This window comes from Streptomyces sp. NBC_00654, assembly GCF_026341775.1.
Taxonomy (GTDB): domain Bacteria; phylum Actinomycetota; class Actinomycetes; order Streptomycetales; family Streptomycetaceae; genus Streptomyces.
The window spans coordinates 649,691-673,095 of record NZ_JAPEOB010000002.1 but is presented as its reverse complement, the minus strand read 5'-3'; the positions used below and the strand labels follow the sequence as shown (position 1 = coordinate 673,095).

The window sequence follows — 23,405 nt, the reverse complement described above, 5'->3', positions numbered from 1 at the left end:
GTGGTGTGCTGCGACGGCGCACCACCGACATCCGGGGGTGCGGACGGCACGCCGTCGCGGGCACGGACGGATCAGTGGGGCGGGGCGCTCAGGCCGAGGGTGTACAGGCGTCCGGGGCGGCCGTCGAACGAGGCCTCCCCCGTCGGTTCGAAGCCCGTACGGATCAGCACGGCGTGCGAGGCCGGATTGTCCAGGGTCGTGGCCGCCCGCAGAGTGGTCAGCCCGTACTCGGAGGCGGCCAGAGCGCAGACCTGCCGTACGGCGTACGTCGCCAGCCCCCGGCCGGCCGCCCGCTCGGCGATCCGGTAGCCGAGCTCGGCGGACCCCTCCGCGACATCGAGCAGGTTGACCCGGCCCAGCACCGCGCCGTCGCCGTCCTCCACGAGGTGGAAGTGATGCAGCCCGGCACTCTGCTCGGCGAGCAGCTCATCGTGCCGTATCCCGAAGCGCGTGAAGTAGTCGTCGCCGCGGTCCGGGACCGAAGCGGCGAAGTACGCCCGGTTCCGTTTCTCGAAGGCGAGCAGGGCGGGGCCGTGGTCGGGGCGGAGCCGGCTGATGACGATCATGCGGTCACGCTACCGGATCGGAGTGCCCGTGGGCCGGGCGGAATCACGGCACAGTCCTCAGGGGCTGTGCCGTTCCAGTGCGTGGGCCAGGCCGCGCTCGGCGTCGTCGGCCGAGGCGCGGTGGTAGGCACGCTCGTAGGCCGTGTCACCCGCGGCCTCCCGTGCCTGGCGCTCCCACCGGGCGCGGATCGCGCCGAGCTCGGGGGTACCGCGATGGGGGTGGCCGATCATCCGCCAGTACGTGTGTCCCGTGCCGGAGGTGCGGGCCGCCTCGACCCCGTCCCCCTGGGCGGCGATGGCCCCGGCGAGCAGATCGAGCCCGAGCGCGATGCCGAGACTGTCGTGGAGGTCGTTCTTGCTCGCGAGCATGGAGCGCGCGTGGGCTTCGGCATGCCGGGGGCGCCCTTGGAGCATGTGTATCAGGGCGAGCTGGTGGTCGGCGTACGCGCGGGCCCAGCGTTCACCGTGGCGCAGGCTGATCCGCTGGAGCCGGGTGGCCTCCTCGTACGCCTCGTCCAGGCGACCGAGCGCGGAGAGCGCGAAGAGCCTTATCACCCGGCAGCGCAGTTGTGAGGGGGCGTCGTCCGCGCCGTCCGGCAGATGGCGCAGCGCATGGTCGCTGACGGAGTGGGCCGTCTGCGGACGGCCCATCATCAGGTACGTGAAGCTGATGCTGTGGGCGGCGGAGAGTATCGACTCGGCGTCCTGGTCGCGGCGCGCGGCGCGATTGCACTCCTCGCCGACCCGGCGGGCGGCCTTGTGGTCGCCCTGGAGCGTGAGCGTGATGCCGAGGGCCCAGAGGGCGCGGGTGTGGTGCGGCCCGGGTGAGGGCGGCAGGGCGAGGGCCCGTTCGAGATAGGCACGGGCCTGGTGCAGATGGCCGCAGCAACTCCAGAACAGCCCGGTGCATCCGGCCATCTCGACGGCCTTCCCCGGGTCCTCGGCGAGCAGGTGTTCCAGGGCGGCACACAGATCCGCGTGGGTGTCGGCGATCCTGCGGTACCAGTCGACCTGGGACGGGCCGAGCCAGCCCGCGTGGGCCTGCGCTGCGACGGTGGCGAAGTGCTGGGCGTGGCGTTCGGCGAGAGTACGGTCCTCCGCCAGTTCCGCGAGCCACATGGCACCGTACTCGCGCAGGGTGTCGAGCATCCGGTAGCCGTCCCCGACCCGCTGGAGGACGGACTGGGAGGCGAGCCGTTCCATCGTGGGAGCGATCGTGCCGGCGGTGAGCGGCCCGCCGGAGCACACGGCCTCGGCGTCGGCCGTCCCCACGACCCCCCGGAAGACGGAGAGCCTGGCCCACAGCAGGCGTTCGAGCGGCGCGCAGAGCTCATGGCTCCAGCCGATGGTGGTGCGCAGCGTGCGGTGGCGCCGGGGCCACAGCGCTTCGTCGGTGAGGGCGTCGAGCCGGGAGGCGAGACGGCCGGTGATCTCCCACGCGCTGCTCTCACGGAGCCGGGCACAGGCCAGCTCGATGGCCAGCGGGACTCCTTCGAGGCGGCGGCAGATCTCCACCACCGCCGATGCGGTGTCCGGGTCGTCGAGCATCAGATGGGGAGCCGCGGTGGCGGCGCGGTCGAGGAACAGCCGCACCGCTTCGTCCTGCGGACGGTCCCCTTCCACCGCCCCGTCCTCGTCCACGCCCGTCGACAGCGGCGGCACTTCGACACAGTGCTCCCACTCGACGCCGAGGGGCTGCCTGCTCGTGATGAGCACGGTCAGTCCCGGTGCCGCGTCGAGGAGTTCCTCCACCAGGTGCCGGCAGGAGGTGACGACGCGCTCGCAGCAGTCGAGGACGAGCAGCAGCTGCCGGTCGGCCAGCCATTCGCGCAGCGCCTGCTCCGGGAGACGCGAGCTGTGATCGAGCAGCCCGACGCCGTCGCACACCGTCGTGATGAGCAACTGGTCGTCGTAGAGCGGGGACAGATCGGTCCACCACACACCGTCGGGGAAGCGGTCCCCGACGAGGTCCGCGGCGCGGAGCGCCAGCCGGCTCTTGCCGACGCCCCCGCTGCCCGTGAGCGTGACCAGCCGGTGTTCTTCGAGTGCCCGTTCTATGCGGGCCAGTTCGCTGCTGCGGCCGACGAAACTGGTCCTCACGACAGGAAGGTTGCCCATCACGGAGGACATCCTGCCTCGCAAGCATCCTGGCTCTGCGTTCATGACGGACAACAGTCAGAAACGGCCGACAATGAATCCTGAACAGTCGTGAATTGGCGCGATCTGACGCCGAGTGGGCAGCGGGGGTGCGTACGTGTGGCGGGTAGCCGTAGGTGTCCTGGTAGTGCGTCTACTCTCCGGTCTCGCCGTCGACGGCTTCACGCAGAAGGTCGGCGTGGCCGTTGTGGCGCGCGTACTCCTCGATCATGTGGGTGAGGACATAGCGGAGGCTGAAGACCTCCTCGCGCCACCGCACGGTGGTGTCCAGGGAGTCGACGGATGCGACGATCGCGCGGGAGCGTTCGCAGGCGGCGTGCCAGAACGTGAACGCCTCGTCGGGATCGGCCGATTCGACGTCGAACTCGGCGAAGGTGCCATCGGCGTTCCTCGGCCAGTGGGGGCCCGTCTCCTCCCCGTTCCAGACGTACTGGAACCAGCTTCGTTCGACCTCGGCCGCGTGCCGGACCAGTCCGAGCAGGGACAGCCCGGACGGCGGGCACGCCTTCCGTCTCAGCCGGCCGACGGTCAGTCCGGCGCACTTCATCGCGAGAGTGTCCCGCTGGTACTGGAGGAATCCGGTCAATGACGTGCGCTCGTCCGCTGTCCGTGACGGCTCTGTCCGCTGGTGATCATTCATCGGGTCATCATCCTGGAGGGGTGGCCGAGCCGCGGCACGGCGGGCACGTTCACCCGTCGATGCGCAGACGCTCGGCGGTGGCCGCGGGCGCCGGGCAGACGCGCTCCGGAGGGAGCAGTCGCCGGGCCTTCGAGGCGTGCCCGCTCTGTACGAGCCCGGCGATCCTGCGGGCCTGCGCGGTGACGTCGGTGAGGTCGACGATCCAGTCGTCGACGAACGTCCGGATCAGTCCGCGGCCCACGCCCACTTGGATGCTGTAGTGGTTGAGTGCCGCTCCCCGCAGCGAGCGTTCCGGGTCCCACTGGACGTGCACAGCGGCCCGTGCGACATGCGCCGGGTCGGATGTTGTCAGTACGGCCTGCGAGAGGGCCTCCTCCCACCCTTCCCGGGTGATCCGTACCGCGAGGACGCACTCCTGGCCCGGCTTCTGCGCCCAGTTGCTGCGATGCATGAGCCACAGGAACGAGGGTTTGATCCATGTCATGCGGTTGAACGAGAAGGGTGCCACGAAACGGTCGGCCCGCAGGGCGGGGACCGCGACCGCGGGCGAGTACGCCTGATACACGACGATGGTCCGGGCGTCGTACTGGGCGCGTATCTGGCGCAGGGGAGGCATGCGGTCACAGTGGCAGGGCGCGAATTCCCCGGGCAAACGCTTTTCCGGGCGCTCCCCGGGGCGTTCTCGGGGTGGAGCACGGGCTCCCGCGCGGCTCCCGGCGAATGACTGAAAGTGATCTTCTGTCCACGCACTGTCAGTGACTGCTGCTTTGATGGGGTCGCTGCGCGGGGAGCCGCAGCGGACCGGGAGGGAAACGTCGTGCCCTGGGTGCATTCGTGCGGACGTCGGGACGGCCGGGACGGGACAAGGACGCGGCAACGCCCCTGGAGCGGCCGGTGAATGCCCGCCGCCCTTCCCGCCGTCCTCCCTGGCGTCCTGCGCGCCGTACCGTGCGCAGCCCCGCCGGCTGTACGTCCCGGCGGCCCCGACCGGCCCGCTCGCGGAAGCGTCAGCAGGTACGGGCGGGAGAGGTGCTGGTGGTGGCCGCCGTGGGCCTGTGGGTTCTCGGCGGAATCCTGAACTGGCTCGCGGACCACTTCTGGGCCGTTCCGTCGGCCCTGGCCGTTCTGGTGGCCGGTGGTGTCCTGTGGCAGCGGCATCGGATCCGGCTGAACCGGCAGCGGCGGACGAGGGAGAGCGCCCTGCGCTACCCGCTGGCCCGGCTCGACCAACTGCACCACCGGGACTTCGAGTACGCGATAAGGGACCTGATGATCCGTGACGGCTGCGAGGACGCGGTCCAGGTAGGGGGAGCCGGGGACAACGGAGCCGACGTCAAGGCCACCGATCCCTACGGCCGACGCTGGGTGATTCAGTGCAAACACCGCCGGGACGGCCTGGCGGGGGCGGCCGTGGGCACCCCGGACCTACAGGTCCTCAACGGCACGGGACGGCCCGTGCACAAGGGGGACGTCATCGTCCTGGTGACGAACGGTCGGTTCTCCGCACCGGCTGTGGAGTTCGCGAAGACGCAGCGACTGCATCTGGTGGACCGCCGGACTCTCGGCGCATGGGCCGGCGGCTCGCGTCCTCTGTGGGAGCTGCTGGGTGTGGTGCCGCCGCCGCGCCGGCCGAGTTCGCTGTCCTGAGGAAGCCGCGTCCCGGCCGGCGGGGCGGCCCGGGGCGGCCCGCCGGCTTGCGGGAGAGTCCTCAGCCTTGCCGGCGCCCGAGTCCGGCGAAGGCGCGAGCGGCCCGGGGAGCGACGACCGCGGCCAGGAGCAGGACCGCGGGGATGACCGCGTCGGCCCACGGGGGCCGGATCGGCCGGTACACCGCGGCCCCCTTCCTGATCTCGATGAATCCGAGGGGACGCGCCGTCGCGGCGCCGCCCCCTCCACCACCCTCGCTGGTTTTCCTGTCACCGCTCTCCTGAGCGGCGCCGCCGCCGAATCCGATTCCGGCCGACGCCACAGGGATCACGGTGATGTCGTCGCGGACGACCGGCTCCCCGAAGACGGCCGACACCGATGCCCTGCCGCCGAGGCGCTCGGCCACCCGGTCCAGCAACCGGCCCGCGGCCTCCGCGCTCGCGCCCCGCGTCGTACCGGCTTCCTGCGGCGTCCTGGGTGGCGTTGCCATGGTGTTGCCTCCGGGGCTGGTGTGCTGATGGGCGGGCGTACCGAGTATTGCCGCCGGGGACCGGCCGGGGAATGCCGGAGTACGGGGCGGGGGTCCGCCGGCGGGGCGGCCCCGCCGCCTCCATGCCGCAAACCGCGCCAGTGCGGGGATGGTTCGCACGGTCGCGGACGTGGACGCGTGCCGGACGCCGCAGGCCGGGTGGGGTGTGTCCGGACAGCCCCTAGGGTTGCGGCATGAGCGATGCGCGGGTGGTGCTGATCGGTGGAACGTCCAATGTCGGCAAGTCGACTGTCGCCCAAGCGGTGGCGGAGCGTCTCGGGTTCGTGTGCCTGTCGACCGACGGGCTGGCGCGTCACCCGGGGCGGCCCTGGGCCACGCCGGACCACGAGGTTCCGCCGCATGTCGCCGAGCACTACCGGTCGTTGACGGTCGATGAGCTGATCACGTCCGTTCTCGACCACTACGAACGGCTGTGGCCCCGCATCGAGGATCTGATCGCGTCACATGTGGACGGGAGCGGCGACAGGCCCGGTCTGGTCCTTGAGGGTTCGGCTCTCCGGCCCGCTCGGGTCGCGGAACTGACGGTCCCGTACACCGCCGCCGTGTGGCTCACCGCGGACATGGACGTCGTACGCGCCCGGGTGCACGAGGCGGGTGGATACGAGCGGGCGGCGGAGGGGGAGCGGCATCTGATGGAGAAGTTCCTGGCGCGTACGGAGCGCTATCAGGTCCTCATGGTGGAGGCCGCCGACCGGCTGGGCCTGGACCGGATCGACGCCGGCGGCGGCCGGTCCGTTCCGGCGCTGGCGGACGCGGTGCTCGCGGTCGTCGGAGCGCGGCAGGCGGGGGGACGGCCGTCCGCCCGGCGCTGAACGGGCCGCCGTCGGGTCGCCGTCGGGTCGCGTACGGAATCGGCCGGTGCCGCGTACGGCATCGTCCGGGGAGGGCGATGCCGTACGCGGCACCGGCCGGGAACGGGTGGGTGAGGGGCGGGTCAGCCGTTCAGGGTCTGCTTGAGCCAGTCGACGATGACGGGCAGCACCTCGGGCAGCTTGGAGATGGCGCAGTGGCCGGTGCCGGGGACGAGTTCGACCCGGGTGTCCCGGCGGTTCCTGAAGACGAGTGTGTCCTGCTGGGGGATGTGCACGTCGTCGGCCCCGTTGATCACGAGCATGGGCACCTGGGTGTCCTGGTCGAGCAGCGGGCGCAGGTCGAACCGGGAGAACGCGTCGCTCTGCTCGTCGGGGGTCGGGGGGCGGTTGAAGCCGAGCGCGTTGCCGACGATTCCCTCCATGCCGTACGCGAATCCGCGGCCGGGCGCGAACGCCGCTTCCACCGGCCCGCCCAGGACGATGGAGGCGTCCACCGCGCCGGTGAGTCCGGTGCGGGCGGAGTAGTAGCCGCCCATGGAGATCCCGAAGTGCGCCACCTTGCCGTCGCTGATCCTGCGGGCCTCGGCGATCACCCCCTCGATGATCTCGGTGCCACCGTCGGGAGTCATGGGGATGTGGCTGGTCTCGCCCGTTCCCGCGAGGTCGAACGTGATGACCCGGGTCCGTGAGAGCTGGGCGAGCTGGACCCACAGCGGGTGGAGGTCCATCTTCCAGGAGTCCACCCCGCCGCTCGCGAGGGTGACGGGGGCGTCGGCGGGCAGACCGGGCACCGCCAGGATGTGGATCGCCACCCGCGCCGTGCCGCCCCGGTGCGGGACGGTGAGGATACGCCGCTCGAAGTCCACCGGGAAGCCGGGCGCGGAGAGCTCGTACTGCTCGGCCTGCCGGGCCAGCGCCGTGCGCTTGGGCTCGTCGGCCAGGGTGGGGAACTTCGCCCAGCCGTGGGCGAGCACCGCCAGGTCGTGGCGGCCGGCGGCGGCGTAGCGGTCGGCGAGCCGCGTCCACTCGTGGACCCAGCCGCCCGGCGCGTCCGGCCACATGGCCACGATCGCGGCACGGGCCGCGTCGACGTCCTCGGCGGGCAGTCCGAAGCCGAGCATCTGCGGGTACCGCTCGACGAACAGGTCACGGGGGTCCAGAGGCCATACGTACGACATGTCGACTCCTTACGCGTCACCCTCGGTGACGCTAAAAGTGAGAAAACTTGCTTTAAGCACCATGGATCACTTCGGCGATAAAAGCAAGAAGACCGGCGTTAGTATGGGTGCGAGGAGTGATGTACATGACCGAGGGCGAAATCCGGCGCCGTCCCGGCGGCCGGGGGGCGCGCGTGCGCCAGGCCGTGCTGGACGCGGCTGTCGAGGCGTTGGTGGAGAACGGGGTGACCGGATTCAGCTTCGCCGACGTCGCCGCGAGGGCCGAAGTGAACGAGACGTCCGTCTACCGTCGCTGGCGCACCCGCGAGAACCTGATCACCGACGCGCTGCTCGCCGTCAGTGACCGCCGCATCCCGGTGCCGGACACGGGTTCGGTGCGTGAGGACCTGTACGCCTTCGCCGCCCTGGTGGTGGACTACCTCAACAGCCCGTTGGGCGGAGCGCTCGCCCGTGCCGCTGTGATCACCGTGGACGACCCCGAACTGGCCGCGGCCCGCGAGGAGTTCTGGCGGTCGAGGCTGGAGCTGGCCGGTGCGATGGTGGAACGCGGCATCGCACGCGGTGAACTCCGCGCGGGGACGAATCCACGCGTGGCCCTCGAAGCGCTGATCGCCCCCCTTCACAGCAGGGCGCTGCTGACCCGTGAGCCGCTGGACGAGGATCTGCCGCGTGCGCTGGCCGATCTGGTCCTGGACGGGCTGGGCGCACACGGGGGCGGTCCGGCCTCCCCGGCCTGACCCGTGCCGGGTCAGGTGTCGAATCTCATCGAGACCGCCTGTTCCAGTGTGAGACCGCTCGCGTCCTCGTCCGGTTCGAGGAACGCGTGGATCACGGCGAGAGCGACCGTACCCATGAGGGAGCGGCGGTTCGCGTGGTCGACGACACCGGAAGCGGGGTCACCGATGGCGCGCAGCGTCATTCCGTCCGTCGTCGCGGAGAGGGCGTTGGCCAGGTCGTCGAGGGTGAGCCCCGGGCGCAGCCGCAGGCCGCGCTCCCGCATCACGGCGCTGTACAGCTCCTTCCATGAACCGAGATAGTCCTCGTACATGGCGGAGACGGCCTGCGCGATCTCCTCGTCGCCCTCGGCCGAGGTCATGAGGGCCAGGCCGAGCCGTACGGACGGCATGGCGGCACCATCGGCGGTGTGCCGGTACGCCGTCTCGTGCACCGCGCGCACGAAGTCCGGCCCGTTCACCAGCTTCCTGGTGTTCGCGGCACGCTGCTCGCGGTACTCGGGCCGGTAATTCTCCCGCCACACCGCGAAGTTGATCAGATCGGCGACGTACGCCGACTGCGCGCTCCAGCGGTCCCGCAGCATCGCGACGGTGCCCTGCCGGGGAAACGGGCGAGGGTTGTTGGCGACCTCGGCGGCGATCGCGCGCTGGGAGAGAAAGCTGAGAAACGGACGCTCCCCCTGCGCCCGCCCCGGGGATCCGGGGCCGAGGTGCTGCCCCAGCAGACGCATACCGGCCGCCAGATACGCGGCCGTGACCGGGTCGTTCGCCAGCCGGGAACGGAACGTGCGGGTACGACGGTTGAGATGCCGCAGCACCCCGGAGAGGTCCCGGTCGTAGGGGAAGGGAAGCTCGCGCTTCGGCCCCTTGACCCAGGGAGTGCGCGGCTCGTTCGCGTTTGCCATGCCCGCATCCTTCCCCGGGCCGCGTTCCGCCGGAAGGCGCGCGGCTGCGCGGAGGTGTCACCGCGCGGGCCGCTACCGCGCGCCTGCGGGGCTGCGCACCGTCGGACGATCGCGCTAGACAGGGTCCTCCCGAATGGCGGAGGTGTGATCGACGATGCTCCCGACAGGCATGAGCGGAGCGGCATGGCTGCTGGTGGCCGCCGCGGTCAGCGGCCCGGCTGTCCGGCTGATCCTCGGTGTGCTGACCATCCGCGCGACCCGCGAGGCTCTTCGTCCGACAGCCGGCTCGAAGGCGGCCGACCGGCTCCGCGCCCACCGCCTCGCGGTGCTCCGAGCCCTTCTCAACAGCCTGAAGCCTCCTGGAAGGTGAGGAGTCCGCGGCGCGGGGCTGCCCGGTTCCGGCCAAGGTACTGGCGTTTGGCCATTGTCAGTTGTTCAGGAGTGCCCTGTAGACCAGTGGGATAGAAAGCACCGGACGTTCGACGGTATTTCTCTCGGCAGCTCGGTGAATACTGGGGGGTTCCTCGCGTGATCGGCTTCATGGACCTGGATGCGCAGCTGGAGAACTTCGACAAGAGCGGCTACCTGGTACTGCCCGGATTCCTTCCTCCCGGTCTGGTCGGGCGGCTCGCGCCCGAGGTCGACCGGTGGGTCGACACGGGCCTGCGGCAGATATCCATCGACGCGTGCCTGCGGCCGGGGGAATGCGCCCCGCCGTCGACGGTGGAGTTGGAGATGGAGGCGCACGGGGAACTCGCCTCCTGCACCCCGCTGCTGGAACTGCTCGGTGACGACCGCCTGCTGGGGGCCGACTTCGTCTTCCATCACCTGCACAGCGACCGCCGTCCGCCCGGCGGCAGCGGCAAGAACTGGCACCACGACTACGAACAGCGCCCACAGCGGGACCGCGACCACCCCATGATCCACGCTCTGCACTACATCGGCGGGCTCACGCCCGCCATGGGCTCCCTCGCCGTCATGCCCGGATCGCATGGGCAGGTGACCGAGAAGGACGCCTGGAACCACCTCGGCACGGCCTGGCAGCCGGGCGAAGTGCTCATCGACGAGCTTCCGCCGGGCTCCACCGTGCTGCTGCACTCCGCGCTGTTCCACACCCGGCGCGCCGCGACCGGTCCGGCGACGGGCGGGGGCCCCCGGTACATGATCGACGCGTCGTACTGCCGGACGGGCACGCTGTGGCCCCCGGTCAAGCCGTACTGGCGCAGGGTGCTGGCCGCGGGCCGGGACCGGGGGCTGGGCCACGGACGCTGGCCGGAGCTCTTCTCCGACCGGCATTTCAGCGAATATGTCCGCACAGGCAGGGGAACACCGGCATGAAGGTGCTGGAAGCCGTCACGTTCGACGCGCTCATGAGGCGTTTCGGCCAGGAACACCCGTACGACCGGAACGACGAGGCCAACTCCAACGACGAGGCCGAAACCCATATCCGTAACGCGCAGTCGGCCCTGGGCGGGCGCTGGCACGAGGTGCTGCTGGAGGGCACCGAAGTGCTCGATGTCGTCCTGCCGTGGCACCTGGGGGAGGACGGCGATGTCGAGCTGATCCCGAGGACCGGACTCACCGTGGCCGCGGCGGCGTCCCGGCTCGCCGCGCTGGGGCCGTCGTACGCCCGTACCAATCCGCTGTGCGGACTCAAGCTGGCACGCCAGATCCACGCCCCGCCCCGGGCACTCTTCCTCAGCACCGGAGCGGTGCCCGGGGCGGACTACGAAGAGCTGACGGTGCGCGAGGGGCTGATCCATCTGGACGGCCTCCACCGGATGCTGGCCTGGCAGCGGGCCGGGCAGCTGGTCCCGGGCCGATGGGTGAAGGCGTATGTCGCGGGGCTATCCCCGGCCGACGTACGGCATGGAGCTCGGCATGACCAGGACGGACTGAATGTTCACCCCGGCGGGTAGTGCGGCCATGGCACGGACCATGTCGACGACATGGCGCATATCCATGGTCGGCTCGGATCGGACCGAGCCGTCCGCCTGGCGTACGGCGGGCTGCGGCCGGTCCTGCGGGGTCACATTCCCGATGTCGATCTGGCCGCAGGAGATGTCGTGCCGGCGGCCGTCGAGGGAGAGCGAACGCGTCAGTCCGGCCACCGCGTGCTTGGCGGCGGTGAAGGCGATCGAGTCGGGCCGGGGAGCCTGGGCGGAAGGGGCACCGTTGTTGATGATCCGGCCGCCGCGCGGGGACTGCGCCTTCATCATCCGGAACGCGGCCCGGGAACAGAGGAAGGTACCGGTGGCGATGGAGTCCATGACGCGGTGCCAGTCCTCGGCGCTCACCTCCTCGGTCGCGGTGTACGGCATGGTGTCGGCGGCGTTGTTGAACAGCAGGTCGAGCCGGCCGAACCGGCCCTCCACCGCGGCGAACAGGTCATCGACGGCCGCCGGGTCGGTGATGTCGGCGCGGACCGCGACAGCGCGCTCCCGGTCCCGCTCGGGCGCGAGGGCGGCCGTCTCCGCCAGGGCGGCGGCCCGGCGGCCGGTGAGTACGACCGTCCAGCCGTCGGCCAGCAGCCCCAGCGCGCAGGCCCGCCCGACGCCGCTCCCGGCCCCCGTGACTATCGCCGTTCTCACCGTCATGTCGCACACACCCTCTTTCCGTGAGCCACCGTCTCCACGCATGGCTCCCGGAGCGTGTCCCACGGCTTTCCCATCCAAACAGGAGCAGCGATGAATGACGCTTTCCCGGCGCTGGGCGGAACCGACGGCAGCCGATCCTGGTTCGAGCGGGCGCAGGCGTCCCTGGCCGGCGGTATCAGTTCCTCCGCCCGCCTGACCTCGACCGGACCGCACCCCTATCCGCTCTACATGCACAGCGGGTCGGGCTCCCGCATCCGGGACGTCGACGGCAACGAGTACATCGACTACCTCATCTCCTACGGCAGCGCCATCCTGGGGCACGCCTCTCCGCTCCTCACCGACGCCCTCACCGACGTACTGCACAGCGGCACGATGTTCGGCACCTGCAACGTTCCCGAGGTCGAACTGGCCGAACTGATCTGCCGGATGGTGCCCTGCGCGGATCTGGTCCGCTTCGCGAACTCGGGCAGCGAAGCGGTACAGGGCGCGGTGCGCGCGGCACGCGGGTACACCGGACGGTCCAGGATCCTGAAGTTCGAGGGCCACTACCACGGCTGGTCCGACACCCTCGCCATCTCCAACCGTCCCACCGTCGCCGAAGCCGGGCCCTACGGCACTCCGCACCCCGTGCCCCACTCGCCCGGCATTCCGGCCGGAGTCGTGGACGATGTGGTGGTCTGCCCCTGGAACGACCCCGCCGCACTGCGGGACGTCCTCGACGCCCATCCCGAACTCGCCGCCGTCATCTGCGAACCCATCGTGGCCAACAACGCCTGCACCATGCCCGATCCGGGATTCCTGGACCTGCTGCGCGAGGAGTGCACCGCCCGCCGGATCGTGCTGATCTTCGACGAGGTGTGCACCGGATTCCGGACGGGCCCCGGGGGAGCGCAGACCCTCTTCGGGGTGGTCCCCGACCTCGCGGTGTTCTCCAAGGCGCTGGGCGGCGGGCTCCCGATCGCCGCCTTCGCCGGGCGCCGCGAGGTGATGGAGCCGCTGGCGCGGGCGCGGGTGAAGCACGGCGGGACCTACAACGCGTCACCGCTGTGTGCCACGGCCGCCCTGGTGACGCTGCGTGCCCTGAACGATCCCGCCGTCACCAAACGGATCGACGAGACCGGCCGCCGCGTGATGGAAACCGTGCGGCGCGCGGCTCATGACGAAGGCGTCCCCTGCGCGGTACAGGGCGTCGGAGCCATGTTCCAGGTGGTCTTCTCCCCGGACGGCACACCCACCCGCCAGTACCGGGACCTGCTGCGGGCCGACCAGCCCCGCTACGACGCCTTCCGCCACGAGCTGCTCAAACGCGGTGTGCACACCAACGCCTACGGCATGGCCTGCTGGTTCGTGCCCGCCACCGTGTCGGACGACGACCTCGACGCCACCTGCCGGGCGGTCGGGGAGGCCTTCAAGGCGCTGTGAGGCCTCCCCGGCATCAGGCGAGGCCCACCCACGCCTCGGCCCCGAACGTGCCCTTCACGTCGGAGGCGACGGTGGCGGCGTTCACCGTGGCGTTCAGGGCGTAGACGGTGGTCTTCCGCGCGCCGCGCACGCTGAGGTGGACCGGGCTGTCTCCCGGGTGGTCCGTGAGGATTCGCTTCAGGTCGCTCACGGACCGCTCGGTGATGCGGTGGGCGGGCAGCGCGAGCCGTACGGGAGGCCGCCCGCCGTGCTCGGCCGCGGACACGTCCAGCACCCGCAGTTCCCTGCCGAAGATGTTCACGGTGCCGTCGCGGTCCTCGATCCTGCCCCTGACGGAGACGACGTTGTCCTCGGCCAGCGCATGCCGCACGAGCTGATAGGACGCCGGGAAGAAGAGGACCTCGATCCCGGCGTCCCGGTCCTCGAGATTCACGATGGCCCAGGCGTTGCCCTGTTTGGTGACCTTCAGCTGGATGCCGGTGATCAGTCCGGAGAGCTGTACGTCCCCGGCGGTGCGGCCGGAGGCGAGGAGTTCGGCGACGGAACAGTCGCGGGCGCCGGAAAGAATGTGCTCGGCTCCGTCCAGCGGATGGGCGGAGACGTACAGGCCGAGCATCTCGCGTTCGGTCGCCAGCAGCCGGTGGCGGGGCCACTCGGCGTCGTCGACGGGGAAGTCCAGCCCGAACGCCGTCCCGCCGTCCTCCTTCCCGCCCAGCCCCGCGAAGAGGTCGTCCTGCCCGAAGCCGGCCGCTCGCTTCACGGGGATGACCGCGTCGATGGCCTCCTCGTGGATGGCGGTGAGGCCCTTGCGCGAATGCCCCAGGGAATCGAAGGTGCCGGCCTTGACCAGGGACTCGACGGCCCTCTTGTTCAGGGCGGGCAGGGCGGCCTTGTCCAGGAAGTCGGAGAAGGAGGTGAACCTGCCCCTGGCGCGGCGGGCGCCGACGACGGCGTCGATGACGTTGTCGCCGACATTGCGCACCGACCGCAGCCCGAACCGTACGTCGTCGCCCACGGCGGTGAACTCCGCGACGGACTCGTTCACATCGGGCTGGAGGACCCGCACGCCGTTCTTGCGGGCGTCGGCGAGGTAGACCGCGGCCTTGTCCTTGTCGTCGCCGACGGAGGTGAGCAGGGCCGCCATGTACTCGGCCGGGTAGTTGGCCTTGAGATAGGCGGTCCAGTACGAGACGAGGCCGTATCCGGCGGTGTGGGACTTGTTGAACGCATAGCCGGAGAACGGCAGCATGACGTCCCAGAGCGCCTTGACGGCCTCCTCGCCGTAACCGTTGCCCCGCATGCCGTTGTGGAACTTGTCCCACTCCGCGGCCAGCACCTCCGGCTTCTTCTTGCCCATCGCCCGGCGCAGCAGGTCGGCGCCGCCCAGTGTGTACCCGGCCAGTTCCCGGGCGATGGCCATGATCTGCTCCTGGTAGACGAGCAGATGGAAGGTGTTGCCGAGGATCGGCTCCAGGGCGTCGCGCAGCTCGGGGTGGATCGGGGTGATCTCCTGGCGGCCGGTCTTGCGGTGCGCGTAGTTGGTGTGTGCGTTCGCCGCCATCGGACCCGGGCGGTAGAGGGCGTTGACCGCCGCGATGTCCTCGAACCGGGTGGGCTCCATCTGCTTCAGCAGGACCCGCATGCCGCCGCCGTCGAGCTGGAACACCCCGAACGTGTTCCCCTCGGCCAGCAGCCGGTACGTCCTCGCGTCATCGAGCGGGATCACGGTGTCGCGGGAGCCGTTGTCCATGGGGTCCACGGTGGCGAGGCCGACCCCCCGGTTCTCGCGGATGTTCTCGATGGCCTGATCGATGACCCCCAGGTTCCGCAGCCCCAGGAAGTCCATCTTGATCAGTCCCATCGCCTCGCACGACGGATAGTCGAACCCGGTGATCCGTACGCCGTCCGAGGCACGCATGTGCAGCGGGATACGGTCGGTCAGCCTCGTCCTGGACAGGATCACCGCGGCGGCGTGCACACCCGTCCCGCGCGTCAGGCCCTCCACCCCCAGGGCGGTGTCGATCACCCGCTTCACATCGGGTTCGCTCTCGTACATCTGCCGGATCTCCCCGGCCTCGCCGTACCGCTCGTGCGAGGGGTCGAAGACGGCCGCCAGCGGGGCGGACCTGCCGTTCTGGTCCGGCGGGAGCGCCTTGGTGATCCGCTCCCCGTGCGAGAAGGGGTAGCCCAGGATCCGTGAGGAGTCCTTGGTCGCGTTCTTGGCCTTGATCCTGCCGAACGTGTTCACCATGGCGGTGTACTCGCCGCCGTACTTCTCGGTGACGTAGCGGACCATTCTGTCGCGCTGACGGTCGTCGAAGTCGAGGTCGACGTCCGGCGGGTTGATGCGTTCGGGGTTGAGGAACCGCTCGAACAGGAGGCCGTGTTCCAGCGGGCACAGTTCGGTGATCCGGGTGGCGTACGCGACGATGGAGCCCGTGGCCGAGCCGCGGCCCGGACCGAGGGGAATCCTGTTCTCCCGGGCGTGCCGGCAGATGTCCGCGACGACGAGGAAGTACGAGCTGAAGCCCATGGGGCCGATGACCGCCATCTCGGTCTCGAAGCGGTCCAGGACGTGCTGGGGGACCGGGCTTCCGTAGCGCAGGGCCAGGCCCCTGAGGACTTCCCCGCGCAGCCAGGACTCCTGGGTCTCGCCTTCGGGTACGCCGGGGAAGCGCGGCATTTCGTCGATGTAGTCGAAGACCTCGTCGTAGGACTCGATGCGCTCGGCGATCAGGAGGGTGTTGTCGCAGGCCTGCGGAAGCTCCGAGAACAGGGCACGCATCTCGGCGGCTGTCCTGAGGTAGTAGCCGGAGCCGTTGAAGCGGAAGCGGTCCGGGTCGTCCTTGTTCCTGCCGACGCCGATGCACAGCAGACTGTCGTGGGCGTCGGCCTGGTCCTCGGTGACGTAATGCGCGTCATTGGTGGCCAGCAGCGGGATGCCGAGCTCCCCGGCCAGGCGCAGCAGCCCGCCGCGGACCTCCCGCTCGATGTCCAGGCCGTGGTCCATCAGTTCGAGGAAATAGTTCTCTCGGCCGAAGATCTCCTGGTACGCCGCTGCGGTGGCCTTCGCCTCGTCGTACTGGTTCAGCCGCAGACGGGTCTGGATCTCGCCGGACGGACAGCCGGTGGTGGCGATGATCCCCTCCGGCCGCTCGGCGATCAGTTCCCGGTCCATGCGCGGCTTCCCGGCGGGGAACTGGCCCTCGTAACTGGCCTGTGTGCTGAGCCGGAACAGGTTCCGCAGCCCCTGGACATTCCGTGCCCACATCGTCATATGGGTGAAGCGGCCGCCGCCGGAGACGTCCTTCGAACCCTCCCCGCCGGCGCCGACGGCACGGCGTCCTCCCGGCCCCCAGAACTCCTGCTTCCGGGCGAACCGCGAGGAAGGAGCCACGTACGCCTCGATGCCGATGATCGGTGTGATGCCCTCGAAACCCTTCGCGACCTGGGCGAACTCATGGGCGCCGAACATGTTGCCGTGGTCGCTCATGGCGATCGCGGGCATGCGCTGCCGGGCGACCTCGCCGAACATCGGTTTCAGCTTCTGCGCGCCGTCCAGCATCGAGTATTCGGTGTGGTTGTGCAGGTGGACGAAAGAATCCGGCACGGGTGGGACACCTCCGGGGCGAGCGCATCGGCGGATGCGGCGGCCGGGTCCCCCGCTGCCGCGCCGCTGCGAAACCAGACGTTGACCGGAGACATCAAAGCGAGCCGGGAGAGTGGGAATCAAACAACCATGTGACCGCGATCAATCAACGATTGGTTGAGTACCTATGATGTCGGCGTGGACCTCACCGCTGTGCGCACCTTCGTCACCGCCGTCGACGCGGAGCAGTTCCAGGAAGCCGCCGTCGCCTTGTCGATCACTCCACAGGCCGTCTCCAAGCGCATCGCCGGGCTGGAGACCGACCTCGGTGTGCGGCTGTTCCACCGCACCGCGCGCGGGGCCCGGCTCACCATCGACGGACAGGCGTTCCTGCCCCATGCCCGCACTCTGCTCCGGGCCGAGGAGCGGGCCGCCGCCTCCGTACGGCCAGGCAGCCGCGCACTGCGGGTCGACGTGATCGGCCGCCGTCTCTCGGTGGCGGGGCTGCTGCGCGGATTCCACCGCGCGCACCCCGACGTCGAGCTCGATGTCGTGACCCTGCTCGACTCGGACGCGGCCGTCGCCGCCATCCTGTCCGGCACGATCGACGCGACCTTCCGGGCCGTGACCATGCCCGGCCGACAGCTGCCCGAAGGCATCGAGTCCACCCCGGTCCTCGACGAGCCCCTCCGCCTGTTCACCGGTCCGGCCCACGAGTTCGCCTCGGCTCCCGCCGTCGCCCTCGGCCGGCTCGCCGGGCGCCGGATCTGGATGCCCGGCAACCGCCCCGGAACCGAGTGGGCCGCCTACTACGACGAACTCGCCACCACGTTCGGGTTCACCATCGACCCGATCGGCCCCGACTTCGGTATCGAGCACCTCCTCGACACGATCGCGGACTCCGCCACACTGGCGACCTTCGTCAGCGAACAGACCCCGCTCGTCTGGCCCGCCGGCCACGACCTGAGGCTCATCCCGCTGCGCGACCCGACCCCCGTCTACCCGCACTCACTGCTCTGGCGCGCCGACAACCAGCACCCCGCTCTCACCGCCCTCCGCGCCCACCTCGTCGCCACCTGCCCCGCCCGCCCCGACGGCGAGATCTGGACACCGGCATGGGCCCGGCGATCGGGACCGCCGTGATGGCGGAGCGGTGACCTTCCCGGCCGTCAGCGCCGGGGCCGCGGTGCGGTCCGGGACCTGGCCGGCGCCACCAGGGCCGCTCCCAGCACCGCGCCGAGCACCGGACCGAGCAGGTAGATCCACAGATGGGTGAGGTCCTGGGCCAGGAGCGCCGGACCGAACTGCCGTGCCGGATTGGCCGATCCGCCGCTGACGGGGCCGAGCGTCGCGATGATGACCGCGGTGGCGAGGCCCACCGCACAGGGGAGCAGCCTGCGGCCGGCCGGGTGGGCCAGAAGGACGGACAGCATCATCGTCAGCAGCACGAGGACTCCGGTCTCCGCCGTGAGCACCGCGCCGGCGGGCCATGAGGGATCGGCACGGACGGTCGCGTAGCCGACCGGGAAGCGGGATACGGCCGGTCCCCAGACAAGCCGGCCGAGCGCCGCTCCCGCGACGGAACCGGCCAGCTGGGCCATGACGTACGGGACGACGGCGCGGGCCGGGAAGGCGCCGAGCCGCCACAGTGCGACGGTGACGGCGGGATTGAGATGTCCGCCGGACCGTCGTCCGGGCGGGGACGCCATGAACGCCATGAGGAGCACACCGACGGCGGCGCCCAGGATGGCGAGGGCGCCGTGGATGTCATGGACGGCGATCGGTGAGTCGGGTGCGAGGAGCCAGCGCACGCCGGTGACGACGAGGAACAGCAGCATGCCGGTAAGGGCGAATTCGCAGGCCGCGCGTCGTGGGATGCCGGGTTCCGCGGTGGTGGGCGCGCCGGTCCGTACCGGCACGGCCGGAGTGGTGGGTGTCATGAACGTGGTCCTCGGAGATCGCTGTTCGCCGGGCCGCGCCGAGGAGAGCCCGGGGCGCGGGGCCCGCCCTGGAGCGGCGGGGATCCCCTGATCAGCAGGGGATCCCCGCCTGTGTGCGCGGACGGAGCTCACGCCTGGGCGTGTGCGCCTTCCAGCCAGTTGGTGAACTCGCACGCGAAGTGCCACTGGTGTCCGACGAAGACGTGCTCGGGAGCGCCGGCCGGGAACTGGATGGTCAGACGGATGCGCAGACCGTCGGGACCGTCGCCGAACTCGTGCATGACACGGGCGATCTCGGTGCCGTCGGCGAGGCGTCCGGTGCCGCCGATGCGCACGGGGTACTCCTCGTGGCCCTCGTCCGTGATGTCGACGTCGTCGTGGAAGGTGAGGAAGAACCGGAGCGGGCCCGAACCTATGGTCTCGATGATCTCGACCACTCCGCCGCCGGAGTCGGCGAGGTAGTGCTCGGGGTTGGCCGAGAGCAGCGCGGACCGGTCACCGCCCGCGAGCCGGCCCTGCCACCAGGTGAGGAACCGGTCCGCGTCGAGCCCGGCGACCGTCATCTCGGTGACGGCAGACCTCCAGGCTCCCGCGGATCCGCTCGGCAGCGGCGCCATCGCCGCGTCCGACGCGGCGAGATCGGGGGCGAGGAGCTCCCGCATCCGACGGTCCCCGATCCGCTGCTTCAGCAGGGTGAGCGCGGCCCGGGACCGCTCCAGTTCCCACCGCCGAACGGCCTCGTCCCCGTACTCGACACCGTCGATGACCGTGCGGACACGCAGCGCGCCAGTGTTCATGGCGAACCCCTTTCGAGCGAAGCGGAGAAATTTTCTCCGCCTACGGCACGCTAGCATAGGCGGAGAGAAGTTCTCCGTTTCATTGATGGAAGGTGGGTCTCATGCGGGCGGACGCCGAACGCAGCAGACGACGGATCCTGGATGCCGCCCGCGATGTGTTCCTGGAGCGGGGTCTGGGCGCTCCGCTGGACCTGATCGTGCGCAGGGCGGGCGTGGGGCCGGCCACGCTCTACCGCCGCTACGCCGACCGCGAGGCACTCGTACGCGATCTCACCGGTGACCTGCTCTCACGCCTTGAGGCCGCGGCCCATCGGGCGGGGCGGGAGGAAGGTGACGCGTTCGAGGCGGTGCGGCGCTTCGTCCACGCGGCGGCGGACCTCCGGATGGGTGCGGTGATCCCGGTCCTGCTCGAACAGCTCGTCGTCGACCAGGAGTTGATCGACAGCCGGAACCGTACGTCGGCGGCGCTCGATGACCTGATCCGCGCGGCGCACGACTCCGGCCGGCTGCGCCCCGAGGTGGGGTCGGGCGACCTGATCCTCCTGTCGATCCGGCTGTCCCGTCCCCTGCCCGGCAGCCTCTCCCGGCTCGACGCGGACGGCGCGCTGCTGCACCGCCACCTCGACCTCGCCCTCGACGGCCTGACCACGCGGGCCGCGCCGGCTTCCGATCCGGCTTCCGGTTCGGCTTCGGGTCCGGCCCCGGGTGAGCCGCTTACCTTCGCCGACCTCGTCGCCGCCGCCGACCGCCCGAACGTGACCGACTGAGCGCGCCGGGCCGGATGGGGCGTTCGCCTGCGCGGACGGGCCGCGCCGCGGGGCAAGTCTGTCAGCGGCCCGTCCGCGGCGTGAGCGAGCGGCAGCGGTTCCGCTCGATCTGATGGGACAAAGTGTGATATAGCGCCGAATCGATGCGGCTGAACCGGCCGAGAGGCACAGTGCTGCCATGACTACTCACGAGAGCAGGTCCGATCTGCTGGCACCCGCCGTGCTGCTGGAGTTCTCCGACGACCTGCGATACGAGGACATCGAGCCCCTGCGTACGTTCCTGGAAGGCCGGCTGGCCGAGCTGGTCGCCGGTCAGGAAGAGGGCGGGGAGGCCCGCTTCGCCGCTGTCAGGCTGCGGGACATCACCGTTTCCGACTGTGTGCACCTGGCCGATCTGCTCACCGAATGGGAGCCGGTGGTCCTCGCGCGCATGCAGGAACAGTGCGGCCATGTCCAGACCCTGCGTCAGAACATCGCCGAGTGGTGGAACCGCCTCACCCTCACCGCGCAGCGCTTCTCCGGTCACCCCGGGTACCGGCCCCGCTGGCGCCCTCTGTGCCACATGTGCGTGGCCCACGCGGAGTTCCTCGAGTCGGACGGCGGCGGCATGAGCCGCCATGGCTACGAGGGCACGAGCGCCCACCCGTGACCGCGGCCGCCGGCGCCGGTGCGCACAGGGGCCGGCGTGCACCGCCTCCGGCCGGGCGCCCGGCGCCCGGCCCTTCGAGCCGTCGTCCCGCCGTCACCGCGGTCCGCGGTCACCACGGCGCACCGGGGTGCCGGGTACGGGTCACGGCAGTTCGCGCCGTACGAGCGACCTGGCGATGGGCTCACCGGTCCGCTCCGCGAACGCCATCCGCTCACGTACCTCGTGCAGCGTGCGCGGCCGGTAACCCGGTCCGCCGCAGCAGCTCTTGTGGAAGCGGACGCCCGCGTTGAGCAGGACGGAGAGTGTGCGCCAGGCCGCCGTGTCCCGGCGCCGGGGCACGGCGAAGGCCGACCCCACGTGGATCAGCGATCGTGCGCAGCGCGGGCAGATCCGCTGCCTCTCGCTGTCATAGGGCTGCTTGTACGAGGCCCGGCAGGGCAGACAGACGTACGAGGTCTTCGTATGGGTCATACGGTCAGCCTAGGTACCGCCCCTCGGCGGCCGCGACGAGATTTCGGGGCCGCCAAGGGCGTACGCCCCCAGCGGTGCGGCAGCGGCCGGCCGGCCGGGCACGACGGGACGGGTCCTCAGTGATCCGACGGGGCGGGGACGAGGCCGTCGGCGACCAGGCCGGCGAGGACCGCCTCGCTCAGCACATGCACCGCGGACTGCGGACGGACCATCACGGTGAACTCCTTGATCCGCCCGTCGTCGTCGAAGTGGAGCAGGTCGATGCCGTGGATCTCCTTGCCCTTCACGGTGGCGCGGAAGAGCAGGGCGGCCGAGGGGGACTCGGTGCCATCGGTGCCCGTCTGCGCGGCGCCGTCGAAGCGTCCGACGTAGCGGAAGTCCGCGAAGGTGCGCAGGAGGACCCCGAGGAGCCCCAGCACCATCGGCCTGCCTTCGAACGGCGTGAACTTCACCGGGCTGTAGAAGCGGACGTCCTCGGTGAACAGGTCCTCCAGGGCGGTGGGATCGCGGCTGTCGACGGCGGCACGGAAGCGGTCCGCGGCGGTCATGACTCCTCCTGGATACTCATGGAAGTGATTAGTCATTTTCTTGACTATCATGGAGGTGGTGTTCGTGGACAGAGGTGAGAAGGGGGCGGTCCGATTGGCCTTGCGTCACGCCGTGCTGGCGGCGCTGCTCGACGTGGAGCTCAGCGGGTACCAGCTGGCCAAGGCGTTCGGCACGGGAGTGGCGAACTTCTGGCACGCGCTGCCGCAGCAGCTGTACGCCGAGCTGACGAAGCTGGAGAAGGAAGGGCTGATCACGGGCCGTGAGGTGGTTCAGGAGGCCCGGCCCAACAAGCGCCTGTTCCGTGTCACCGACACCGGCCTGGCCGAACTGGAACAGTTCGCGGAATCGGCCACCAAGCCCTCCTTCATCCGTGACGACCTGCTCGTCAAGGTGCAGGCCGCCGACCATCTGGACACCGGGACCCTGATCGCACAGCTCACCGAACGGGCCACCTTCGCCGAGGCGAAGATCGGACGGTTCGGCGAGCTGCTGCGGAACATGCGCGGTGAGCGCAGCGAGGAGGAGTTCCTGCGCCACGGCGAGCGGATCGGGCCCTATCTGACCTGCCGGCGCGGCCTGGACTTCGAGCTGGGCAACCGGGACTGGTGCACGCACACCGCGGCGATCCTGCGGGAGAGGGAGGCGGCCCGTGCCGGGCGATGACCGGGTGCGGCGCTTCGTCGCCCTCGGGGACAGCCAGACGGAGGGGCTGGGCGACGGCGACGACACCACAGGGCTGCGGGGCTGGGCCGACCGGCTCGCCGAGCGGCTCGCGCCGCACAACCCCGGTGTCCAGTACGCCAATCTGGCCGTACGCGGCCGGCTCGCCGGGCAGGTCCGGGAAGAGCAGCTCGCCCCGGCCCTGGCTCTGCGGCCGGACCTGGCCACCGTCGTCGCGGGCGTCAACGACCTGCTGCGGCCCCGCTTCGACGCCGACGAGGTCGCCGGCCACCTGGAGGCGATGTTCGCGGCGCTCACCGGCGGGGGAGCCCGCGTCGCGACCCTCACCTTCCCCGACATGGCGCGGATCACCCCGCTCGCCCGCCCGGTCGCCCCACGTGTCACCGCCCTGAACCACCGCATCCGGCGGGCGGCGCACCGGCACGGCGTCGTGGTGGCCGACACCGCGCACCACTCCGTGGTCACCGACCCCCGTCTGTGGAGCCCCGACCGGCTCCATGCCGGACCGCTCGGCCATGACCGGATCGCCGCCGCGGTCGCCGAGGCCCTGGGCGTGCCCGGCGCGGACGACTCCTGGACCCACCCCCTGCCCGGCCCGCGGGAAACCACCCCCGCCGGATGGCGCACCGCGGCGGGCGACCTGCGCTGGGCCGCCTCCTTCCTCGGCCCCTGGCTCGTCCGCCGCCTCCAGGGCCGCTCCTCCGGCGACGGCCGCACGGCCAAGCGCCCGGACCTCCTGCCCGTACGCAGGTGA

General features: G+C 70.8%; 25 protein-coding genes. 12 read left to right on the top strand and 13 right to left on the bottom strand.

Annotated elements, in window-relative coordinates; genetic code table 11:
* Positions 1–71: 71 nt before the first annotated feature.
* The 4 genes from OHA98_RS23225 to OHA98_RS23210 form a co-directional block, all read right to left on the bottom strand.
* Complete coding sequence (locus tag OHA98_RS23225) at positions 72–566, bottom strand: GNAT family N-acetyltransferase (RefSeq protein ID WP_266928668.1); 495 nt, start codon at positions 564–566, stop codon at positions 72–74.
* 57 nt (positions 567–623) lie between these two features.
* Positions 624–2,684 (bottom strand): NB-ARC domain-containing protein, encoded by a 2,061-nt coding sequence (locus OHA98_RS23220; protein WP_266928667.1) that lies wholly within the window; start codon positions 2,682–2,684, stop codon positions 624–626.
* A 172-nt stretch (positions 2,685–2,856) separates the two neighbouring features.
* A complete protein-coding gene (locus tag OHA98_RS23215; RefSeq protein ID WP_266928666.1) occupies positions 2,857–3,363 on the bottom strand; it encodes a DinB family protein in 507 nt (168 codons plus the stop codon).
* A gap of 49 nt (positions 3,364–3,412) precedes the next feature.
* The gene (locus tag OHA98_RS23210; RefSeq protein WP_266928665.1) at positions 3,413–3,979 is read right to left on the bottom strand and encodes a DUF4291 domain-containing protein; all 567 of its coding nucleotides are present in this window, start codon (positions 3,977–3,979) and stop codon (positions 3,413–3,415) included.
* 416 nt (positions 3,980–4,395) lie between these two features.
* Between OHA98_RS23210 and OHA98_RS23205 the strand changes: the two genes are divergently transcribed.
* Positions 4,396–5,010, top strand: coding sequence for a restriction endonuclease (locus OHA98_RS23205; RefSeq protein ID WP_266930863.1), 615 nt, complete (start codon positions 4,396–4,398; stop codon positions 5,008–5,010).
* Positions 5,011–5,071: 61 nt separating this feature from the next.
* Here the strand turns inward: OHA98_RS23205 and OHA98_RS23200 are convergent, their stop codons facing one another.
* Complete coding sequence (locus OHA98_RS23200; RefSeq protein ID WP_266928664.1) at positions 5,072–5,500, bottom strand: spore germination protein GerW family protein; 429 nt, start codon at positions 5,498–5,500, stop codon at positions 5,072–5,074.
* A gap of 233 nt (positions 5,501–5,733) precedes the next feature.
* Here OHA98_RS23200 and OHA98_RS23195 point away from each other — a divergent pair, with 233 nt between their 5' ends.
* Positions 5,734–6,372, top strand: coding sequence for a hypothetical protein (locus OHA98_RS23195; protein ID WP_266928663.1), 639 nt, complete (start codon positions 5,734–5,736; stop codon positions 6,370–6,372).
* Between the two features lie 122 nt (positions 6,373–6,494).
* On the opposite strand, the gene OHA98_RS23190 is transcribed toward OHA98_RS23195, so the two are convergent.
* Positions 6,495–7,550 (bottom strand): alpha/beta hydrolase, encoded by a 1,056-nt coding sequence (locus OHA98_RS23190; RefSeq protein ID WP_266928662.1) that lies wholly within the window; start codon positions 7,548–7,550, stop codon positions 6,495–6,497.
* Between the two features lie 125 nt (positions 7,551–7,675).
* Here OHA98_RS23190 and OHA98_RS23185 point away from each other — a divergent pair, with 125 nt between their 5' ends.
* Positions 7,676–8,287: a TetR/AcrR family transcriptional regulator gene (locus tag OHA98_RS23185; RefSeq protein ID WP_266928661.1), complete on the top strand. Its 612-nt coding sequence runs from the start codon at positions 7,676–7,678 to the stop codon at positions 8,285–8,287.
* An 11-nt stretch (positions 8,288–8,298) separates the two neighbouring features.
* Here the strand turns inward: OHA98_RS23185 and OHA98_RS23180 are convergent, their stop codons facing one another.
* Positions 8,299–9,189, bottom strand: a complete 891-nt coding sequence (locus OHA98_RS23180) for a hypothetical protein (RefSeq protein WP_266928660.1) — start codon at positions 9,187–9,189, stop codon at positions 8,299–8,301.
* A gap of 169 nt (positions 9,190–9,358) precedes the next feature.
* Here OHA98_RS23180 and OHA98_RS23175 point away from each other — a divergent pair, with 169 nt between their 5' ends.
* The 3 genes from OHA98_RS23175 (at position 9,359) to OHA98_RS23165 (ending at position 11,108) form a co-directional block, all read left to right on the top strand.
* Positions 9,359–9,559: a hypothetical protein gene (locus OHA98_RS23175; RefSeq protein ID WP_266928659.1), complete on the top strand. Its 201-nt coding sequence runs from the start codon at positions 9,359–9,361 to the stop codon at positions 9,557–9,559.
* A 158-nt stretch (positions 9,560–9,717) separates the two neighbouring features.
* Positions 9,718–10,527, top strand: a complete 810-nt coding sequence (locus tag OHA98_RS23170) for a phytanoyl-CoA dioxygenase family protein (protein WP_266928658.1) — start codon at positions 9,718–9,720, stop codon at positions 10,525–10,527.
* Positions 10,524–11,108 carry a DUF6309 family protein gene (locus OHA98_RS23165; RefSeq protein WP_266928657.1) on the top strand — a complete coding sequence of 195 codons (585 nt, stop codon included), beginning with the start codon at positions 10,524–10,526 and terminating at the stop codon, positions 11,106–11,108. Before OHA98_RS23170 ends, OHA98_RS23165 begins: the two co-directional genes overlap by 4 nt.
* Here the strand turns inward: OHA98_RS23165 and OHA98_RS23160 are convergent.
* The gene (locus OHA98_RS23160) at positions 11,037–11,786 is read right to left on the bottom strand and encodes an SDR family oxidoreductase (protein ID WP_266928656.1); all 750 of its coding nucleotides are present in this window, start codon (positions 11,784–11,786) and stop codon (positions 11,037–11,039) included. The two genes, OHA98_RS23165 and OHA98_RS23160, sit on opposite strands and share 72 nt — an antisense overlap.
* A 90-nt stretch (positions 11,787–11,876) precedes the next feature.
* On the opposite strand from OHA98_RS23160, the gene OHA98_RS23155 reads away from it, so the two are divergent.
* On the top strand, positions 11,877–13,208 hold the full coding sequence (locus tag OHA98_RS23155; RefSeq protein WP_266928655.1) for an aspartate aminotransferase family protein: 1,332 nt from the start codon (positions 11,877–11,879) through the stop codon (positions 13,206–13,208).
* A gap of 13 nt (positions 13,209–13,221) precedes the next feature.
* Here OHA98_RS23155 and dnaE read toward each other — a convergent pair whose 3' ends face one another.
* Complete coding sequence (gene dnaE / locus OHA98_RS23150) at positions 13,222–16,818, bottom strand: DNA polymerase III subunit alpha (protein ID WP_266928654.1); 3,597 nt, start codon at positions 16,816–16,818, stop codon at positions 13,222–13,224.
* A 177-nt stretch (positions 16,819–16,995) separates the two neighbouring features.
* Here dnaE and OHA98_RS23145 point away from each other — a divergent pair, with 177 nt between their 5' ends.
* A complete protein-coding gene (locus OHA98_RS23145) occupies positions 16,996–17,940 on the top strand; it encodes a LysR family transcriptional regulator (RefSeq protein WP_266928653.1) in 945 nt (314 codons plus the stop codon).
* Between the two features lie 26 nt (positions 17,941–17,966).
* Here OHA98_RS23145 and OHA98_RS23140 read toward each other — a convergent pair whose 3' ends face one another.
* On the bottom strand, positions 17,967–18,737 hold the full coding sequence (locus OHA98_RS23140; RefSeq protein ID WP_266928652.1) for an MIP/aquaporin family protein: 771 nt from the start codon (positions 18,735–18,737) through the stop codon (positions 17,967–17,969).
* A gap of 128 nt (positions 18,738–18,865) precedes the next feature.
* Complete coding sequence (locus OHA98_RS23135; protein WP_266928651.1) at positions 18,866–19,534, bottom strand: hypothetical protein; 669 nt, start codon at positions 19,532–19,534, stop codon at positions 18,866–18,868.
* 101 nt (positions 19,535–19,635) lie between these two features.
* On the opposite strand from OHA98_RS23135, the gene OHA98_RS23130 reads away from it, so the two are divergent.
* Together OHA98_RS23130 and OHA98_RS23125 are read left to right on the top strand one after the other, a co-directional pair.
* Positions 19,636–20,301 carry a TetR/AcrR family transcriptional regulator gene (locus OHA98_RS23130; protein WP_266928650.1) on the top strand — a complete coding sequence of 222 codons (666 nt, stop codon included), beginning with the start codon at positions 19,636–19,638 and terminating at the stop codon, positions 20,299–20,301.
* Positions 20,302–20,479: 178 nt separating this feature from the next.
* A complete protein-coding gene (locus OHA98_RS23125) occupies positions 20,480–20,950 on the top strand; it encodes a hypothetical protein (RefSeq protein WP_266928649.1) in 471 nt (156 codons plus the stop codon).
* A gap of 141 nt (positions 20,951–21,091) precedes the next feature.
* On the opposite strand, the gene OHA98_RS23120 is transcribed toward OHA98_RS23125, so the two are convergent.
* Entirely contained in the window at positions 21,092–21,421 is a 330-nt protein-coding gene (locus tag OHA98_RS23120) for a deoxyxylulose-5-phosphate synthase (RefSeq protein ID WP_266928648.1), read from the bottom strand.
* A 116-nt stretch (positions 21,422–21,537) separates the two neighbouring features.
* The gene (locus OHA98_RS23115; RefSeq protein ID WP_266928647.1) at positions 21,538–21,969 is read right to left on the bottom strand and encodes a nuclear transport factor 2 family protein; all 432 of its coding nucleotides are present in this window, start codon (positions 21,967–21,969) and stop codon (positions 21,538–21,540) included.
* Between the two features lie 94 nt (positions 21,970–22,063).
* Between OHA98_RS23115 and OHA98_RS23110 the strand changes: the two genes are divergently transcribed.
* Positions 22,064–22,633, top strand: a complete 570-nt coding sequence (locus tag OHA98_RS23110) for a PadR family transcriptional regulator (RefSeq protein WP_266930861.1) — start codon at positions 22,064–22,066, stop codon at positions 22,631–22,633.
* On the top strand, positions 22,620–23,405 hold the full coding sequence (locus OHA98_RS23105; RefSeq protein ID WP_266928646.1) for an SGNH/GDSL hydrolase family protein: 786 nt from the start codon (positions 22,620–22,622) through the stop codon (positions 23,403–23,405). The genes OHA98_RS23110 and OHA98_RS23105 overlap by 14 nt, the downstream gene beginning before the upstream one ends.